Genomic DNA, 17370 nt, shown 5'->3' with positions numbered 1-17370 from the left:
CGGCTTACTGCACCGGGCAGCTGTCGTCAGAGGTGTAATCGTGCACGGTAATCTCACCGGACAAAATCTTTGCCTTCGCATCTTCGACGGCGGCGATCATATCTTCGGTGATCAACTCCTCGTTATGCTCATCCATGGCATATCCAACGCCGTCGTTTTCCAATGACATGACGGTGATGCCGGGGGTGAACCCGTCGGCGCCAGCGGTGAACACGGTCTGAACCGCGTTATCCACCCGTTTCGTCATCGAGGTGAGAACCGAACCGGGGTGGAGATAGTTCTGGTTGCTGTCCACACCGATTGACAGAATGCCTTCGTCCTTGGCGGTTTGCAAAACGCCCACACCGGTGCCGCCCGCCGCGGCATAAACCACGTCAGACCCTTGCGAGATCTGCGCCTTGGTCAATTCGCCGCCCTTTACCGGGTCGTTCCAGGCCGACGGCGTGGTGCCGGTCATGTTCTGAATTACTTTGATTTCAGGATTGGCTGCTTTCGCGCCTTGGGCATAGCCACAGGCAAATTTGCGAATCAGCGGCACGTCCATGCCACCCACAAATGACACGGCGCCGGTTTTGCTGGCCATGGCGGCCAGGACACCCACCAGATACGATCCCTCATGTTCGCTGAACACGATGGATTGCACGTTGGGCTGATCCACGACCATATCGATGATGGCAAAGCTGACATCGGGATAATCGGGCGCGATTTTTTCCAGGGTCGAGGCATTGGCAAAGCCCAGAACGACAATCGGGTTGGCGCCACGTTCGGCCATGCGGCGCATGGTCTGCTCGCGCTGCGCTTCCGAGGCCAGCTCGGTTTCCATGTATTCGCCGCCGGTTGTTTCAACCCAGTTCTGTGCGCCGTTGTAAGCGGATTCGTTGAACGATTTGTCAAACTTGCCGCCCAGATCGATGATCAGGCCCGGCTCGGCCAGGGCCGCGCCTGCCGACAGTGCCAGACCAGCCGTCGCACCAAGAAATTTCTGCATGAGGGTCATTGTCGTCTCCCAAGGTTTATTCACGGCGCGGGATTGGCCCCGCTGCCTTTGATATCTTTTCGATCCTCAAAGGGATCACAGGTGAATAAGGCCGCAGGGACCCAAGAGGGTCAATAGCTTTTTGGGTTTGGCAGGCGCACAGGGCGACGTTTGGCAGAAAATCACAGAAGTGACGTATGGTTACAGCGCGCAGCACAGAATCAGTGCATCATCTGTGCCGCCTGATCCTGTGGTGTAATATCGCGGCCGAATACCGGTCTGGATATATCCGGCGCCGCGATACAAGGCGCGCGCCGCCGTGTTGCCGGCCGCCACTTCAAGAAGGGCGTGGGTGGCGCCGCGCGCCTGTGCGGTGGCGTGAAACCGGCCCAATATCGCGCGGCCCAGCCCCCGGCGACGATGCAGCGGCGCGGTGGCCAAGGTCAGCAACTCAGCTTCGTCCAGTGTGACGCGGCCCAGCGCCAGCGCGTGATCATCGGTGATTGCAAAGGTGCCGGGCATCGACAGAAGGCTGGCAAATTCCGCGCTGCTCCAGGGGCGGGGGGTGGTCATGGCAGCGGCGTGCAGGCGCGCCATGTCCTCGGGCGTCACGGCAGAATCACCGGTGCGGTATCACGGGGCGGGGCGGCATCGGGGGCGCGCACATACAGGGGGGCGGGGCGTTCGGGCGGAGTGTTGAGCCGTGTGGCGGCGATTTTGGCAATGTGACTGGCGATGTCGGGCCATGGCATGGCGCAATCTTGATGGACGATGGGCCGCCCCTGCGCCTGTTCGATCAGATGCGCCAATCCGGCGGCGTTTTCGCCCAGAATCACGGTGTGATCGGGATCCTCCAAAACCGGTGGCGCGACCGATGAATCGATTTTCGCCAGGGTGAGGGGCGCGCCCCGGCGCAGTGGGCCAACCATGGGTTGCACGTAATATCCGGCCCGTTGCGATAAAATCACCAGATGGTGCGCCGTGTCGGTTCGCGCGGCGGCGTGATGCAATACCTCGAAATTGGAAACGCCAATGGCCGGGATGCCCAGCCCCAATGCCAGCCCCCGCGCCGCCGAAACCGAAATGCGGATGCCGGTGAAATTGCCCGGGCCAATGCCCACGCCGATCCCGTCGAGATCGCCCCAGACGGCGCCATGATCGTCCAGCACCTCTTGCAACAGGCCCATCAATCGTTCGCCCTGGCCCTTTGCCATCTCCTCATGGCGCTGTGCCACGATCCGGCCATCGCACAGCAAGGCGGCCGCGCAATGCGCGGCCGATGTATCAAACGCCAGAAGGGTCGGATTGGACTGTGACATCAGGCGGCGACGGGGCGCACCTCAACCACTTCGGGAATATAATGGCGCAGCAGGTTTTCAATGCCCATTTTCAACGTCAGTGTCGAAGACGGACAACCGGCGCATGCCCCCTGCATGTGCAGATACACGATGCCACGCTCAAACCCGTGAAACGTGATATCGCCACCATCCTGGGCCACGGCAGGGCGCACACGACTGTCAAGAAGTTCCTTGATCTGATCGACAATCGCACTGTCGGGGCCATCATGGGTGGCATGGCCCCCGGCGGCCTGGCCTTCACCCTCCATCACCGGAGCGCCGGATTGGAAATGTTCCATGATGGCGCCCAGAATTGCGGGTTTGATATGGTCCCACTCGGCGCCTTCGTCTTTGGTGACGGTCACGAAATCATTGCCCAGAAACACCGCAGTCGTGCCTTTGACATCAAAAATGCGCCGCGCAAGGGGCGATGGCGCACCGGATTCCGGGGTCGGAAAATCCGCGGTTCCCATGTCAAGCACGGTCTGGCCGGGCAAAAATTTCAACGTTGCGGGGTTGGGGGTGGATTCGGTTTGAATAAACATCACACGGGCCTTTCGCTGTTGCATCGAATATGCGCCTTCGCGGCCCCGATGTCAACGATTTGGAATCATTCTAAGGTGGATCAATAACACAGCACAGGTCGGATCGCGGCCTGTTTGCGCGCCGACAGGCCTTGCGACAGGGGCGCGGCCGCTTCGGTGCCGGGGGGCAGGGCGATGCCGGCGTCCTTCAGAAACGCGCGCAAACGGGTCAAGCGCACGGCGAAATTGATGTTTTGCGGCAATGTGCCGGTTTCCTTGAGGTAAAATCCGTCATTGGCCCGCGCAACAACAACGCCCACCACCTCGCCCATGTCCGAAAGCAACGGCCCACCGCTGTTGCCCGGCTGCACAGGGGCCGATATGGCCACCCAATCGGGGCGGGTGGCAATGGCGCGCAACGCGCTGACATTTCCCATGGTCAGGTTCAGCGATCCACCGGTCAGCGCCAGAAACGGAAACCCCGCCGCTGCCACCCCCTGACCAAGGCGCAATTCCGGATCGGCGCGCAGGGGCAGCCAATCGGCGCTGGGCGTCGCGGCGCGCAAGACGGCCAGATCGGGCGCAGGCGCGCGTGCCACCACGCTCAGCGGTGTGCCGTCGCCCAGACTCAGCGCGCGGCACCCTTCGATCACATGGGCGGCGGTCACCACGTCACGGTCATTGACGAAAAATCCCGTGCCGGTGCCTTTGGCCAGCCGCGTATCGGGGATGTCGGTTTTTGGGGCCGCTGGCAGGGTGCGTTCGATACCTGGTTGCACCAGCAACCGCGCCAACCGTCCGTCGGGGCGCAGGGTAAGATCGGGCGCTGCGCCTTGGGCAAGGCTGGCGGCGATCAGGGCGGCGCGGGTATGTTGTGCCGGATCAGACTGGATCAGCACAGTCAGGTATTGCCCGCCGCGCGCCCATGATCTGAGGTACACGCGCCGCCCACTGGCCATCTGCGCGGCGGTGATGATGCGATCACCTGTCGCGCTGGAATAGGCGGGGTCGGGGCCGGCGTGGATGCCTCTGGCCCAGCCGTGCATGTCACCGGTGGCGCGGGCCGTGTCGGCAATCCAGCGCACCAACAGATCGCGCCCCGGCGTGGCATAGGTGAGATAGGGCAAATCGGGATCGGTTTCGCGCAACATCTCAAGCGGCAGCATGATCGTGACATTGGTTTCATCGTTGTTCAGCCGGGTCCACCCGGCGCGTGAGCGTTCGGATTCAAATTCGCCCAGCAGCGCCGCAAGATGGGTGTCGGTCGGCCAATCGGCCCCGTCCATCCGCGCGGCAAATTCGGCCAGCGCCGCGTGACTGCGCACGCCCCACGCGCCATCCAGAAGGCCCAGGTACAATCCCTGAAATACCAGCGCCGCCTGCACATAGGTCAAATCCTGGCGATCATGGTCGCGGGCGTTGAACGGCGTCTGGGCCTGCGCCATTCCCGCGCACAAAGCCAGACCAATCAGCAGCCAACGCAAAAGCCGCATCAGGTGACAGCCTCCAACCGCTCCTTGCTCAGCTCGCCGGGGACGATGGTGATCGGCACGGTCAGACTGCCGGCGGTCTTGGTCAGCGCGGTCACCAGCGGGCCGGGATTGCCCTTGTCATCTCCCGCCCCCAGAACCAGAACGCCGATATCGGGATTGTCCTGTATCTGTGCCAGGATTTCAGGCACGGTTTCGCCTTCGCGGATCACCAATTGCGGGCTGACGCCCTGACGGTCGCGCATCCATTTGGCGAAAACCTCAAAATGCACTTCGATCCGTTCCCGGGCTTCGGCGCGCATGATATCGCCCACGCCGATCCAGTGGTTGAACTCTTCGGGCGGGATCACCGCCAGAATTTCGACGCCGCCGCCGGTATTGGCGGCGCGCATCGCGGCAAACCGCATTGCGTTCAGGCATTCGCGGCTGTCGTCAAGGATAACGAGAAATTTGCGCATGGGTCTTCCTTTGGCATTTGGGGCGATGATGCCTTGGGCGGGGTGGGCAGGCAACCATACTTTGGCGTTCACACTGCCTTGCGCAAGAGTGCAAGAGCAAGGGTAAAAAGCTGTGCCAAGAGTGCGGCCAACAGCCCCAAAGTGGCCAGAACAAGGTCAGACAGCCGCACCATGGCACGAAAGGCGCGGGTTTTGCCCAACATATTCAGGGTCGCGCGGGTTTTCGGCCCCTGCGCGGTGCTGAGCCGGGCAAGGCGGGCGGCATCCTCGGCGCTGTCCACATGGCGCAACAGCGCGATGGCCTCGCCCGGCGATGTATTGCGCGCCACGGTGCCCATGTCTTCGGCAATGCGGCCCAGACGGGCCAGTTTGGCGGTGTCGGCCACATGATCCAGCGGTACATTTCCGGCAAGATAGGCGGGCAGGGCGCGCGCATCGGTCACGATATCGCTGTTGCGCGCCAGAACGCCGGCAAATTCCGGGCTGAGCCGCCCGGATCTGCGCGCCAGGCGCAGCGCCGTGGCACCGGCCTTGATCGCGGCACTGCCCCCGGCCGTAAACAGAACCGCCCCCGTGGCGGCCAGACCAACCAAGGCCAGCCCGGTTTCGATCCGGTCCACCTCATTGCCTGCGCCATAGGCCATGGCCGACCGCCGCAACGCATTCACATCGCCCAGCGGCGTGATTTCAACGGGCAGGGCACAGACGGTGATCTGGGTGATGGTTCGACACTGGGCGATGTCCCAGGCGCAGACGGCGCATTCGCTGAGACGCCGGCCTGTGGATTCGGCGGCCTGCGCCTGTTGCAGCGCCCGTTCCAGCAGCGGGCGGGGCAGGATGACACCCTGATCGGTCGCGGTGTCCAGTGCGATCAGCAGACGATCCATGTCATCCTCGGCCAACGCCTGTTCCACCTCAAAGGTCAACCGTTCGGGCGTTGCGGTGCGGGCCATGTGTCGGGCGATGACCGCCTGTGCATCTTCCAGCCCCCGTTGCACGTAAACCTCGGCAAATGGGTTATGGGACAGCGCCCAAACCGTGGCCGCACCTGTGGCCACGGTTGTCAGCGTCAGTGCACGGCGCACCAGGGGGCGCAGTGCCATATCAGGCCGACAAGGCCCAATCCCAATACAGCGCGCGGGCGCGGCGGGTGATTGGGCCGATTTCGTATTGCTGATCCTCAATGGCTGTGACCGGCGTGACCTTGGCCATGTTGCCTGTCAAAAATACCTCATCCGCCTGTTTGAAATCGGCAAATGTCAGCACGGTTTCGTGAACCGTGATCCCATCGGCGATCAGGTTCCGGATATGTCGCGCGCGGGTGATTCCGGCCAGAAACGTGCCGTTGGGGATTGGCGTGAACACTTCGCCATCCCGCACCATGAACACGTTTGATGTGGCACTTTCGGCGACATTGCCCATGGCATCGGCCACCAGGGCATTGCCAAACCCGCGCTGTTGCACCTCGGCCAGCATGCGGGCGTTGTTTGGGTACAGACACCCTGCCTTGGCGTTCACGATCGCGCATTCCATGACCGGGCGGCGGAACCGGGTATAACCCAAGGTGGTGCTTGCATCTGCTGGCGGCATTGGAATCGCCTCAAGGCAAATGCTGAACCCCGAGGTTTGCCCCGGAACAATGGCCGACACGGCGCTGTCGATGGCCCAATACATCGGCCTGATGTACACGGCGGTGTCTTTGGAATAGAGCGCCAGCCCGTCATGGACGATCTTCACCATGTCATCCACCGAAACGGTCGGCGTCACCATAAGTGCCTGAGCGCTGGCGTTGACGCGGGCGCAATGGGCGGCAAGATCGGGGCAGACCCCCTGGAAATACCGCGCGCCGTCAAACACGCTGCTGCCCAGCCACATGCCATGATCGGCGGCTTTCATCACTGCCAGATCGCCGTCGTGCCAGCGGCCTTCGAAATAGGTTTTGATGTTGGTGCCTGTCGCCATGGTCTGCCTTTCTAGGATTTTGCCAATCTAACCACCCCGCACGCCCGGGCGCAATCTATCCAACGCTTGGGCATGGGGTGGGGGCGGGATGCCTCCGGCGGGGATATTTTCAGCAAGAAAAAGCCAAGGCGTGCGCTGTCTTGGTCAGTCTTGGGTGATCGCGGGCGGGCCAAAGGCCACGGCAATATCGCACAGATCGCGCCACACGCCGGGGGCCGCAACCACGACGCGGCCGCCTTGGGCCAGCATCACCTGTGCATCCTGAGGTTCGGTCATGCCGCCGGCCTCGGCCACCAATAATTGTCCGGCCAGACAATCCCACGGATTCATATGCTGTTCGATATAGCCCAGCAGCCGCCCCCGCGCGACATAGGATAGCGACAGCGCACCCGAGGCATTGCGATAAAACAACCCGCCGCGCGCCATGATATCATCGATTGTCCGTATCGTGAGCGCCCGATCTGACCGGCCCGACAGGCCCAGCCCCACAGCGCCGTGGCTTAGCGTGGCATCTTGGGCGACCTTGATCGGGGCGTGATTGCAAAATGCGCCGCCCCCCTGTTCGGCATGGCAGGTTTCGCCATGGACCGGATCATGGATCACCCCGACCACGGTATCGGGCCCGCTGACCACGGCCAGCACGACGCACCATGCCGGTATCCCGCGCACGAAATTTGCGGTGCCATCGATCGGGTCGATCACCCATGTGAACCTGCTGCTGCCGGGGGTGTCGGCCTGTTCCTCGCCCTTTATGGCGTCGGCTGGAAAGGCTTGGGTGATGCGGGTGCGGATCAGGGTTTCAACCTCGCGGTCGGCCTGACTGACCAGATCCTGATGACCCTTGTGATCAACGGTCAATGTGTCAAGATCGCGAAAATATTCCAGCGCCAGCGCGCCCGCTTCGGCGGCGATGGCGCGGGCGGCAAGCAGGCGCATGTGGGCTGGGCCAGACATATATGATCCTTTCGCGGCAGGCTTGGCGCGGTCTGGATCATGTTCTAGGGTGGCGCGCAGCGAAAGAGAAGGGCGATCCATGACCAAATCCACCCCCCTTGCGATTGCCTGTATTGGTGAGGCGATGATCGAGCTTTCCCAAGCCGATCAGCCGGGCCTGGCACATTTACGCTTTGCCGGGGATACATTGAACGCCGCGATTTATCTGCGGCGGGGGTTGGCGGGTGACCACCGGGTGTCATTCATCACCGCGCTGGGCCGGGATGGGTATTCGGATCAGATGATCGACATGATCGCGGGCGAGGGGATAGAAACCGATCTGATTGCGCGCCATCCCGACCGTTTGCCAGGGATTTACGCGATCAGCGTCGATGAAACCGGCGAGCGTTCATTTTCGTATTGGCGTGACCAGTCGGCGGCGCGGCGTTTGTTTTCGCCTGATACGGGGCCAGAATTTGCCGCGCTTGATCGGTTCGATGTGGTGTATCTGTCCGGTATTACCCTCGCGATCCTGCCTGAAGAGGCGCGCGGTCAATTGTTGGATTGGATCACGTCGTTTCGCGCCAAAGGTGGGCGATTTGCCTTTGACAGCAATTATCGCCCGCGATTGTGGGCTGATGCGGATACGGCGCGCCATTGGATCGGGCGGGCCTGGGGGCTGTGCGATATCGCGCTGCCGTCGGTTGACGATGAAATGGCGCTGTTTGGCGATGTCGGCGAGGCGGCGGTTCTGGCCCGGTTTCGCGGCTATGGCGCGATGGGCGCGTTAAAACGCGGCGCGGGCGGGCCGGTTGCGATTGGCCCGTGTGACCTGCCTTCGGGGTCATTTGCCGCCGCCGAGCGCGTGGTAGATAGCACCGCAGCGGGCGACAGTTTCGTGGGCGCATTTCTGGCCAGTCATCTTGGCGGTGCGCCCCTGGGCGAAGCGATGCAGGCGGGCCATGATCAGGCGGTGCGTGTGATCGGCCATCGCGGGGCAATTTTACCGCGCGACGAAGGTTGAAGCGCCCCGGCCAATACCCCGGGGCGCGATAGGTGTTTACGAGTGCAGATCGAAGCGGTCCAGCTCCATCACCTTGACCCAGGCATCGACGAATTTGCCGACAAAGGTCGATTTGGCATCCGACCCGGCGTAAACCTCGGAAATGGCGCGCAGTTGCGAATTTGATCCGAACACCAAATCAACACGGGTGCCGGTCCATTTGACCGCGCCGGTTTTGCGGTCTTTCGCCTCAAATTCGGTTTCTTCATCGTTGGTGGGGGCCCAGACCACGCCCATATCCATCAGATTGACAAAGAAATCGTTGGTCAACGCGCCGGGCGTGTCGGTGAATACGCCGTGGGATGTGCCACCGTTGTTGGCGCCCAACACCCGCAATCCCCCCACAAGCGCGGCCATTTCCGGCGCGCTGAGCGTCAGCAGTTGCGCCCGGTCGACCAACAGTTCTTCGGCCGAGACCTTGAATTCGGTGCGCAGGTAATTGCGGAACCCATCGGCGGTCAGTTCCAAAGGCTCAAAGCTTTCGGCATCGGTTTGGTTTTGCTCGGCGTCGCCCCGGCCGGGGGTGAACGGCACTTCGATATCGTGACCGGCGGCTTTTGCGCCCTGTTCGATGGCGGCAGACCCGGCCAGCACGATCAGATCGGCGAGCGAGATCTTTTTGCCATCCGTCTGGGCATTGTCGAATGCGGTTTTCACCGCTTCCAGTTTTTCCAATACGCGGGCCAATTGCGCGGGCTGGTTGACCTCCCAATCCTTTTGCGGGGCCAGACGGATGCGCGCACCGTTTGCACCACCGCGTTTGTCTGACCCGCGGAATGACGCCGCCGAGGCCCAGGCGGTGTTGACCAGTTCGCCCACAGACAGGCCGGTATTCAGGATTTGCGCCTTCAGCGCGGCGATATCGGCGGCATTGACCAGCGGGTGATCGGGTGTCGGGATCGGATCCTGCCAGATCAGGTCTTCGGTCGGCACCTCTTTGCCCAGATACCGCGCCTTTGGCCCCATGTCGCGATGGGTCAGTTTATACCATGCGCGAGCAAAGGCATCGGCGAATTCTTCGGGGTTGGCATGATAGCGGCGCGAGATTTTCTCATATGCCGGGTCCATCCGCATGGCCATATCGGCAGTGGTCATCATCAGGGGCACCGTGCCGTTGCCATCGACCTGCGGTGCCTTGTCGTCGTCCTTCAGGGCGACGGCCTGCCATTGCTTTGCACCGGCGGGGGATGTTGTCAGTTCCCAGTCATAGCCGAACAGAACATCGAAATACGACATGTCCCATTTGGTTGGCGTTGGGGTCCACGGACCTTCGATGCCCGAAGTAATGGCATCGACACCATGGCCGCTCTTGTGGGTCGACAGCCATCCCAGCCCCATATCATGCATCGCGCCGCCTTCGGGTTCGGCACCCACATGGGCCGCATCGCCCGCACCGTGCGCCTTGCCAAAGGTGTGACCGCCCGCCGTCAGGGCCACGGTTTCTTCGTCGTTCATTGCCATGCGGGCGAATGTATCGCGGATATCGCGCGCACTGGCCAAGGGATCGGGGTTGCCATCGGGGCCTTCGGGGTTGACGTAAATCAGGCCCATCTGCACGGCGGCCAGCGGATTTTCCAACTCGCGTTCGCCGGAATACCGGCTGCCGGGGCCACCGGATACGGCCAGCCATTCGGTTTCCTTGCCCCAATAGATGTCTTCTTCCGGCTCCCACACATCGGCGCGCCCACCGCCAAAACCGAAGGTTTCAAACCCCATATCCTCAAGCGCGACATTGCCCGCGAGGATGATCAGATCGGCCCATGAAATCGCATTGCCGTATTTCTGTTTCAAAGGCCACAACAGGCGGCGCGCCTTGTCGAGGTTGCCATTGTCGGGCCAGGAATTCAGCGGCGCAAAACGCTGTGTGCCGCTGGTGGCACCGCCACGGCCATCGGCGGTGCGATAGGTGCCGGCACTGTGCCATGCCATGCGAATGAAGAACGGGCCGTAGTGGCCATAATCGGCGGGCCACCATTCCTGACTGTCGGTCATCAGGGCGGTCAGATCGGCCTTGAGCGCATCGAGATCGAGCGATTTGAACGCCTCACCATAATCAAAGTCATTGCCGATCGGGTCGGCAACGGGTGCGTTCTGATGCAGAATTTTCAGGTTCAACTGATTGGGCCACCAATCGCGGTTGCCACGTACACTGTTGCGGGTGTTCAAAAATGTGCCATGCATCACCGGGCATTTGCCGATATCGTTGCCGTCCATGTATTTTCCAATCCTGTCGTTGTTTCGGGGGCGGCGATCATGCCGACCACATTTGGTGGTAAAACCCTAGCAATGCCGCGCCATTAGTTTAAGTTGTATTTTTCGATCAAAACGATAACATAAAGCTATGACGAACCTGACCCTGAAACAATTACGCTATTTTGAGGCGCTGGCCGCCCATGGCCATTTTGGCCGGGCCGCCGACGCCTGTGCGATTTCGCAACCGGCCTTGTCGGTACAGATCAAGGAATTGGAACAAGGGTTGGGCGTGGCGCTGTTTGAACGCGGTCCGCGCCATGCGCGGCTGACTGCTTTTGGCGAAGATTTCGCGCGTCGTGCCCGGCGGATTTTGGCGCAGGTCGATGAATTGGGTGATCTGGCCCGCGCGGCCCAGGGGGCGTTGAGCGGGCGATTGCGCCTGGGGGTGATTCCCACGATTGCGCCGTATCTGTTGCCCGGATTGGTGGCGCGGCTGGATCAAACCCATCCGGCGGTTGAATTGCACGTGCGCGAAACCACCACGCCGCGCCTGATCGAAGAATTGGGCGGCGGGCGGTTGGACGCGGCAATCCTTGCCCTGCCGATTGAGGCGACTGGCCTGCGCGACATGGTGCTGTTTCGGGAAAACCTGTTGTTGGTCCGGCACAGGGATGCGGCGGATGAACCCGTGCCCAGCCGCGACGCGCTGGCGCAGATGCGGTTGCTGCTTTTGGAGGAGGGGCATTGTTTTCGGGACGAGGCGCTGTCATTTTGCAATATGGGCAGTGGGTTGTCGGGCGAAGGGTTGGATGGCAGTTCGCTGTCGACGCTGGTGCAATTGGTGGGGGCGGGCATTGGCGTGACGCTGATTCCGCAGATGGCGGTTGGCGTTGAAACCCGCGCCGCGCCGGTATGTGTGGGCCGGTTTGCCGATCCACAGCCGATGCGCACGGTCGGGTTGGTCTGGCGCCAGAACAGCCCGCTGAGCGATCAGTTTGAAAACCTCGGTCTGGCGATTCGCCAGGTGGCGCAGGATATGGGGTTGAGCGATGCGCATACTTGAAGGAATCATCACCGACCGGGGGTCGAAATACGCGGTGGCCGGTGGCCCGTGCAAAACTGCGCAAGATGCCAAGGCGTTCATCAAGGCGTTGAAGCGGAACAAGAAATTCGCCAAGGCAACCCATAACACCTGGGGTTTGATCACCGATCAGGGCCCGAGCAAGGATGACGATGGCGAAGCCGGGGCCGGCATGGTTATTTTGCGGATGCTGGAGCGTGAAGGGCTGAACGATCATATCATCGTCGTCACCCGGTGGTTTGGCGGCAAACATCTGGGTGGGGATCGGTTTCGCCATGTGCAAGAGGCGGTGCGCCTGTATCTGGCCGATCTGTCCGCCGGTTAGGGGTGGCGCGACCGCGCCGCACGACCCATACTGCGCCCTGAAAAGGAGAACCGATGCGCTGGACATTTCGCCTTCTGACCCACCTTGTGGCTTTGACCATTGGCGTGGCATTGGGCATCTATATGTTGCCGATCCTGACCGCCCCCGACAGCGCCGATCCGGCCGTTTTGGCCGAAACGGCACAAGATGCGCTGTTCACCGGCACGTTCGTGCGGGAATTGCCGGGCAGTGATTTTCTGCACTGGGGCGAAGGCACAATCAGCCTGACCGAAACCCGGATCATTCACCAGGGCGCGTTGGCACCGGGGCCGGATTACAAATTGTACCTGGTCAGCGATTTTGTCGATACCGAAGCCCAATTCGAGGCGATCAAGGATCGCGCCTTGCAGATTGGCGATGTAAAAACCTTTGACGGGTTCATGTTGGACATTCCCGCAGGCATCGACATTGGCGATTACACCACGGTTCTGATCTGGTGCGAGGCATTTTCCGAATTCATCACTGCGGCCAAGTATCGCTAGCCACAAGCGCGCGCAATTCTGCGGTGAGGGCTTGAACCACCCGTTTTCTGGGGTTTCTTTCAAGGCTGATCAACGACAGGCCGCGCGCCAGATCCGGCGCGCCAAACGGGCTCCGGTTCAGCCGCGGGTCACTGCCGGAAAATCCCACGCGCCGCGGTGAAATCGCAATGCCAAACCCATTGGCAACCAAGGATTCAATCGCTTCGATACTGTCGATTTCCATCGCGGTTTTGACGGTGATCTGTTGCAATCGCAGGTGTCGTTCAATCTGTTGCCCGGTCCAGGTGCGCCGACTGAACCAGATGAACGGGTGCGTTTCCAACAAATCGCGCAGCGGCGCGGATGGCACCGTGGCGGCAGTGATCACATCCAAAGGTTCGCGACAAATCAGCGTTTGCTGCACCCCATCGGGCAGGGTTTCGGGCTGGGTAACCAGAGCTGTGTCAAGATCGCGGTTGCGCAGATCGTTCAAAAGCTGGCCGGATAACCCGCTGCTGATTTGAATATCCAGCCCCGGATGGGCGGCGCGCAGGCGCGCCAGCGCCGGTGGGATCAGGCGGATCAGGGCCGATGGCACCACCCCGATGCGCACCTGCCCCACCAATGTGTCGGCGGTGGCCAAGGCGCGGATCGTATCGGTCAGGGCCAGCATGTGGCGCGCATGTTCGACCAAGGCCAATCCATCATCAGTCAGGCGCGGTGGCCGGGTGGTGCGATCAAGGATGGCGATCTGCAATTCATCCTCTAACCCCTTGATATGCAGGCTGACCGCAGAATGGCTGAGCCCCAGCGCGCGTGCCGACCCGGCCAGGCTGCCGGCCTGTGCAAAAGCAACGGCAGATTGCAAGAATCGCAGGTTCACGGCGCGCCTTTCGTGATGTTTCCTCACATTAGATTATAGGTTTCGCCATATTTCGAAAGGAAAACTTTACTGGTACTCTGGGGCAAAGCCATTCCTGAAAGGATACCTGATGTTTTCCCTGACCGACGATCAACGCACCCTTCAGGCCCAGGCGGCCGAGCTGTCAAATGGCCATGTGGCCGCCCGCGCCGCCGAGGTGGACCGCACCGAAGCCTATCCTTGGGACACGGTTGAAAAACTGACCGAAGGCGGGTTCATGGGCATGACCATTCCCAAGGAATTCGGCGGGCGCGGTTTAAGCTATTTTGATACGGTGCTGGTGATCGAACAGATGGCGCGCAATTGTGGCGCGACCGGGCGCATCGTGGTCGAGGCGAACATGGGCGGCATCGGCGCTGTCATGGCCTATGGCAGTGAAGAACAGAAACAAAAGGTCGCGCCCTATGTTCTGGCGGGGGACAAACCGGCGATCTGCATCACCGAACCCGAGGCCGGATCGGCCGCAACGGAAATGACCACCACCGCCACCCGGTGTGAGGGCGGATATGTGTTGAACGGCACCAAACACTGGATCACCGGGGGCGGTGTGTCAAAGGTGCATCTGGTGTTTGCGCGCGTGATCGAAAACGGCGTGACCCAGGGGATCGGTGGTTTCCTCGCGTTTCGCGGAGAAACCGAAGGGCTGCGCGTGGGCGCGCGCGAACCGGCCATGGGCCTGCGCGGTATTCCCGAAACCCACATGCATTTCGACGATATGTTCGTGGCTGATAACATGGTTGTGCGTCTGCCCGAAGGGTTCAAGCGGGGCTTTGCCGCGTTGATGAATGCCTATAACGGCCAACGGGTGGGTGCGGCCACTGTGGCACACGGCCTGGCCCAGGGCGCGTTCGAGCGGGCGCGCGATTATATGTTGGAGCGCGAACAGTTTGGCCGCCCGATTGCCGAATTTCAGGGGCTGCAGTGGATGCTGGCCGATATGTCGGTCGGGTTATCGGCATCTCAGGCGCTGATTTACAAGGCTGCGCTGGGTGCGGGTGACGGGTTTCCCAGCATGCAGGATGCCGCACAGGCCAAGATCCTGGCGTCGGACACGGCGATCAAGGTGGCCAATGACGCGCTGCAGATTCACGGCGCGATGGGGTATTCGCGCAACCTGCCGATGGAGCGGATGGCGCGGGATGTGCGCATGTTCACCATCGCCGGGGGCACCGCGCAGATGTTGCGCAATCAGGTGGCCTCATCCGTTTTGGGAATGAAACTGCCGCAAACCCGCGATGGATATGCACAGGCTGATCGGTTGTCGCGCGTCGCATAGGCCCGCGCATACCGAATATCGAAAGCGCCCGGCACAACCGCCGGGCGCTTTTTGATTCAGGTGGTGGCGGGTTTGTTGCCGCCGGTCATCCGCGCCAGCAAAAACAGCGCAACCGCGCCGCCAATCCCGATCAGATCGGAAATCAGGCCGCCTTCGATCATGAACAGCGCCACAATGATCAGCGCGACCCGGATCAGCGGATTGGCCACGCCGCCCGCCCACCAGCCCTGAACGCCCGAGGACAACAGGAACACGCCGAATATGGCGGTGGCCGCAGCGCGCGACACTTCGAACCAGGTGCCATCCATCAGGATGGCGCTGTTGTAAAAGAACATGAACGGCACGATGAATGCCGAAATCCCGATCTTGAATGACGCCACGGATGTTGCCATCGGGTTTGACCCCGATATGCCCGCCGCGGCGTAACTGGCCAGAGCCACCGGCGGTGTGATCGCCGACACCACGGCAAAATAGAACACAAAGAAATGCGCCGTCAGCGCCGGAATGCCCAGTTGCACCAGGCCCGGTGCCACGACCGACGCGGCCACGGCATAGGCGGCGGTGGTCGGCATGCCCATGCCCAGCAGGATCGAAATGCACATGGCAAAAAACAACGCCAGCAATTGGTTGGCATCGGCAATATCAAGCAGAACCGATGAAAACCGCGCGCCAACCCCGGTCAGGGAAATAACCCCGACGATGATACCGGCACAGGCACAGACCGCGATGATCTGAATGGACATGATGCCAGCGATTTCAAACGCCTTTGACACCGATTTGATGCCCATCCGGTACGGCGTCAGCCAACTGACCACCGCGGCCGAGGCGGTGGCCAAGGTGCCCGCCCGGATCACCGAATAGCCCATGAACAAGGCCGTGATCAGGATGATGATCGGCAGGAAAAGATAGACCCGGCGGATCATGTCCCTGAACTTGGGCAACTCATCTTCGCGCATTCCGCGCATGCCCAGTTTTGCCGCCTCAAAATCAACCATGAAGTAGATCGAAACGAAATACAAAACCGCCGGGATGATCGCGGCAATGGCGATGTCGGTGTATGGAATGCCGGTGATTTCGGCCATGATGAACGCGCCGGCGCCCATGATCGGCGGCATGATTTGTCCGCCGGTCGATGCTGCGGCCTCAACCGCGCCGGCGGTTTTGGGTTTATACCCAACCTTTTTCATCAGCGGAATGGTGAGCGAGCCTGTGGCCACCACATTGCCCGCCGATGTGCCGTTGATCATCCCCATCAAACCGGATGCGAAAATCGCCACCTTGGCCGGGCCACCGCGCGCGCGCCCGGCGGCGGCAAAGGCGAAGTTGACGAAATATTCCCCCACTTTCGAGGCCTGCAAAAACGCGGCGAAAATGATGAACAGGATGATATAGGTCGATGAAACGGCGGTGGTTGGCCCAAGGATACCGGCATCGGTATAAACCTGGCTAAAGAAACGCTCCCACGCGATGTCGGGGGCATTCAGGAAACCGGGCAGCTTTTCACCCACGAACACATAAAGCAGAAAAAAACCCGAAATCACAATCAGCGCCAAACCGGCCACACGGCGGGTCAGCTCCATGATCAGGGCGGTGCCGGCAACGGCTGCGATGCTCATCCCGATGGGGGCAAAGGGCGTGCCGGTGGCATTGCGCATCAAGGTGCCAAAGATCGTGATCAGATAGGTCGCAACAGTGATCGCACAGACCGACAACAGCACATCGGCAGGCGCAATGGTGCCGCGCACCCGGGGCCGCACCCAGCCCAGAACAATGCCCATGCCGGTTGCCACAACCAAAGGGATGCCGAAATGATAGATTTCGCGCGCCTTGATCCCCGGATCAACGCCATTCCACATCACGCCGCCCTGAATATCCATGGCAAAGCCAAAGGCCGTGTAAAGCGCATAAAATGCGGGCAAAAGACCAAGGAAAGCAACGATATCCAAAGGATTGCGCCGGTCGTTTTCATCGTCAGGAAAGGCGCGGGCAGAATACAGGATAAACCCAAGGATCAGCGCCCCGGCGATATGAACAATGCGAAAATTCCAGGTTTCCATCGGAAACACCGGCAAGCCGGGAATATCAACGCCGGTCCAGGACCGGATCGACCACCCGTTCAGCACCGCCATATGAAAAATGGCGTACAACCCGGAAAACGCCGCCACCGCAAGATAGGTCCGCCCGCTAAAAATACGGCGGTTATGTTCGATTGGTTCGTCGTCCACCCCTTCGGTATCCAATGGGCCGTTGATCTGATCATCGCGGGGGGCGGATGTTGTCATTGGGTTCCTCCATGCGGTTGTCTGCAGAAGGCAGCCGCGTTGACGTTC

Annotated in this window: 17 protein-coding genes; 5 read left to right on the top strand and 12 right to left on the bottom strand. The window is 61.1% G+C overall.

Going from position 1 to position 17370, the window contains the following annotated elements; translation table 11 throughout:
* Window positions 1-4 precede the first annotated feature (4 nt).
* From C8265_RS04575 to C8265_RS04535, 9 genes are all read right to left on the bottom strand, one after another.
* Window positions 5-997: a BMP family lipoprotein gene (locus C8265_RS04575; protein WP_108482796.1), complete on the bottom strand. Its 993-nt coding sequence runs from the start codon at window positions 995-997 to the stop codon at window positions 5-7.
* 180 nt (window positions 998-1177) lie between these two features.
* On the bottom strand, window positions 1178-1588 hold the full coding sequence (locus tag C8265_RS04570) for a GNAT family N-acetyltransferase (RefSeq protein WP_108482795.1): 411 nt from the start codon (window positions 1586-1588) through the stop codon (window positions 1178-1180).
* Entirely contained in the window at window positions 1585-2295 is a 711-nt protein-coding gene (tsaB, locus tag C8265_RS04565) for a tRNA (adenosine(37)-N6)-threonylcarbamoyltransferase complex dimerization subunit type 1 TsaB (RefSeq protein WP_108482794.1), read from the bottom strand. Before tsaB ends, C8265_RS04570 begins: the two co-directional genes overlap by 4 nt.
* Complete coding sequence (locus tag C8265_RS04560) at window positions 2295-2858, bottom strand: NifU family protein (RefSeq protein ID WP_108482983.1); 564 nt, start codon at window positions 2856-2858, stop codon at window positions 2295-2297. The genes tsaB and C8265_RS04560 overlap by 1 nt, the downstream gene beginning before the upstream one ends.
* Before the next feature lie 80 nt (window positions 2859-2938).
* Window positions 2939-4330 (bottom strand): S1C family serine protease, encoded by a 1392-nt coding sequence (locus C8265_RS04555; RefSeq protein WP_108482793.1) that lies wholly within the window; start codon window positions 4328-4330, stop codon window positions 2939-2941.
* The gene (locus C8265_RS04550) at window positions 4330-4785 is read right to left on the bottom strand and encodes a universal stress protein (protein ID WP_108482792.1); all 456 of its coding nucleotides are present in this window, start codon (window positions 4783-4785) and stop codon (window positions 4330-4332) included. Before C8265_RS04550 ends, C8265_RS04555 begins: the two co-directional genes overlap by 1 nt.
* A 68-nt stretch (window positions 4786-4853) precedes the next feature.
* The gene (locus C8265_RS04545; protein WP_108482791.1) at window positions 4854-5888 is read right to left on the bottom strand and encodes a hypothetical protein; all 1035 of its coding nucleotides are present in this window, start codon (window positions 5886-5888) and stop codon (window positions 4854-4856) included.
* A gap of 1 nt (window position 5889) precedes the next feature.
* On the bottom strand, window positions 5890-6747 hold the full coding sequence (locus C8265_RS04540; RefSeq protein WP_108482790.1) for a branched-chain amino acid aminotransferase: 858 nt from the start codon (window positions 6745-6747) through the stop codon (window positions 5890-5892).
* Between the two features lie 144 nt (window positions 6748-6891).
* A complete protein-coding gene (locus tag C8265_RS04535; protein WP_240610976.1) occupies window positions 6892-7701 on the bottom strand; it encodes an inositol monophosphatase family protein in 810 nt (269 codons plus the stop codon).
* 79 nt (window positions 7702-7780) lie between these two features.
* Between C8265_RS04535 and C8265_RS04530 the strand changes: the two genes are divergently transcribed.
* Complete coding sequence (locus C8265_RS04530) at window positions 7781-8704, top strand: sugar kinase (protein ID WP_108482789.1); 924 nt, start codon at window positions 7781-7783, stop codon at window positions 8702-8704.
* Window positions 8705-8740: 36 nt separating this feature from the next.
* On the opposite strand, the gene katG is transcribed toward C8265_RS04530, so the two are convergent.
* A complete protein-coding gene (gene katG / locus C8265_RS04525; RefSeq protein ID WP_108482788.1) occupies window positions 8741-10957 on the bottom strand; it encodes a catalase/peroxidase HPI in 2217 nt (738 codons plus the stop codon).
* 127 nt (window positions 10958-11084) lie between these two features.
* Here katG and C8265_RS04520 point away from each other — a divergent pair, with 127 nt between their 5' ends.
* Genes C8265_RS04520 through C8265_RS04510 form a run of 3 tightly spaced genes read left to right on the top strand, consistent with a single transcriptional unit; the run spans window position 11085 to window position 12863 of the window.
* A complete protein-coding gene (locus C8265_RS04520) occupies window positions 11085-11999 on the top strand; it encodes a hydrogen peroxide-inducible genes activator (protein WP_108482787.1) in 915 nt (304 codons plus the stop codon).
* A complete protein-coding gene (locus tag C8265_RS04515) occupies window positions 11986-12342 on the top strand; it encodes a YigZ family protein (protein ID WP_108482786.1) in 357 nt (118 codons plus the stop codon). The genes C8265_RS04520 and C8265_RS04515 overlap by 14 nt, the downstream gene beginning before the upstream one ends.
* Window positions 12343-12395: 53 nt before the next feature.
* Window positions 12396-12863: a DM13 domain-containing protein gene (locus C8265_RS04510; protein WP_108482785.1), complete on the top strand. Its 468-nt coding sequence runs from the start codon at window positions 12396-12398 to the stop codon at window positions 12861-12863.
* On the opposite strand, the gene C8265_RS04505 is transcribed toward C8265_RS04510, so the two are convergent.
* On the bottom strand, window positions 12841-13725 hold the full coding sequence (locus C8265_RS04505) for a LysR substrate-binding domain-containing protein (RefSeq protein ID WP_164512268.1): 885 nt from the start codon (window positions 13723-13725) through the stop codon (window positions 12841-12843). The two genes, C8265_RS04510 and C8265_RS04505, sit on opposite strands and share 23 nt — an antisense overlap.
* Before the next feature lie 109 nt (window positions 13726-13834).
* Here C8265_RS04505 and acdA point away from each other — a divergent pair, with 109 nt between their 5' ends.
* Window positions 13835-15040 (top strand): 3-sulfinopropanoyl-CoA desulfinase, encoded by a 1206-nt coding sequence (acdA, locus tag C8265_RS04500; protein ID WP_108482783.1) that lies wholly within the window; start codon window positions 13835-13837, stop codon window positions 15038-15040.
* A 56-nt stretch (window positions 15041-15096) separates the two neighbouring features.
* Here the strand turns inward: acdA and C8265_RS04495 are convergent, their stop codons facing one another.
* Window positions 15097-17322, bottom strand: coding sequence for a TRAP transporter permease (locus C8265_RS04495; RefSeq protein ID WP_108482782.1), 2226 nt, complete (start codon window positions 17320-17322; stop codon window positions 15097-15099).
* Between the last annotated feature and the right edge of the window lie 48 nt (window positions 17323-17370).

Origin of the sequence: Oceaniglobus ichthyenteri (assembly GCF_003057885.1) — a bacterium.
Classification (GTDB): Bacteria; Pseudomonadota; Alphaproteobacteria; order Rhodobacterales; family Rhodobacteraceae; genus Oceaniglobus; species Oceaniglobus ichthyenteri.
Note: the sequence above shows the minus strand (reverse complement) of the source record. Positions and strands in the feature narration are given on the sequence as shown.

Excerpts from the sequence above, each read along its gene's own strand:
- C8265_RS04560 (WP_108482983.1), bottom strand. The coding sequence starts at position 2,858 with ATGTTTATTCAAACCGAATCCACCCCCAACCCCGCAACGTTGAAATTT.
- C8265_RS04545 (WP_108482791.1), bottom strand. The coding sequence starts at position 5,888 with ATGGCACTGCGCCCCCTGGTGCGCCGTGCACTGACGCTGACAACCGTG.
- C8265_RS04530 (WP_108482789.1), top strand. The coding sequence starts at position 7,781 with ATGACCAAATCCACCCCCCTTGCGATTGCCTGTATTGGTGAGGCGATG.
- C8265_RS04510 (WP_108482785.1), top strand. The coding sequence starts at position 12,396 with ATGCGCTGGACATTTCGCCTTCTGACCCACCTTGTGGCTTTGACCATT.
- C8265_RS04555 (WP_108482793.1), bottom strand. The coding sequence starts at position 4,330 with ATGCGGCTTTTGCGTTGGCTGCTGATTGGTCTGGCTTTGTGCGCGGGA.
- C8265_RS04520 (WP_108482787.1), top strand. The coding sequence starts at position 11,085 with ATGACGAACCTGACCCTGAAACAATTACGCTATTTTGAGGCGCTGGCC.
- C8265_RS04535 (WP_240610976.1), bottom strand. The coding sequence starts at position 7,701 with ATGTCTGGCCCAGCCCACATGCGCCTGCTTGCCGCCCGCGCCATCGCC.
- C8265_RS04515 (WP_108482786.1), top strand. The coding sequence starts at position 11,986 with ATGCGCATACTTGAAGGAATCATCACCGACCGGGGGTCGAAATACGCG.
- C8265_RS04550 (WP_108482792.1), bottom strand. The coding sequence starts at position 4,785 with ATGCGCAAATTTCTCGTTATCCTTGACGACAGCCGCGAATGCCTGAAC.
- acdA (WP_108482783.1), top strand. The coding sequence starts at position 13,835 with ATGTTTTCCCTGACCGACGATCAACGCACCCTTCAGGCCCAGGCGGCC.
- tsaB (WP_108482794.1), bottom strand. The coding sequence starts at position 2,295 with ATGTCACAGTCCAATCCGACCCTTCTGGCGTTTGATACATCGGCCGCG.
- C8265_RS04575 (WP_108482796.1), bottom strand. The coding sequence starts at position 997 with ATGACCCTCATGCAGAAATTTCTTGGTGCGACGGCTGGTCTGGCACTG.
- katG (WP_108482788.1), bottom strand. The coding sequence starts at position 10,957 with ATGGACGGCAACGATATCGGCAAATGCCCGGTGATGCATGGCACATTT.
- C8265_RS04540 (WP_108482790.1), bottom strand. The coding sequence starts at position 6,747 with ATGGCGACAGGCACCAACATCAAAACCTATTTCGAAGGCCGCTGGCAC.
- C8265_RS04495 (WP_108482782.1), bottom strand. The coding sequence starts at position 17,322 with ATGACAACATCCGCCCCCCGCGATGATCAGATCAACGGCCCATTGGAT.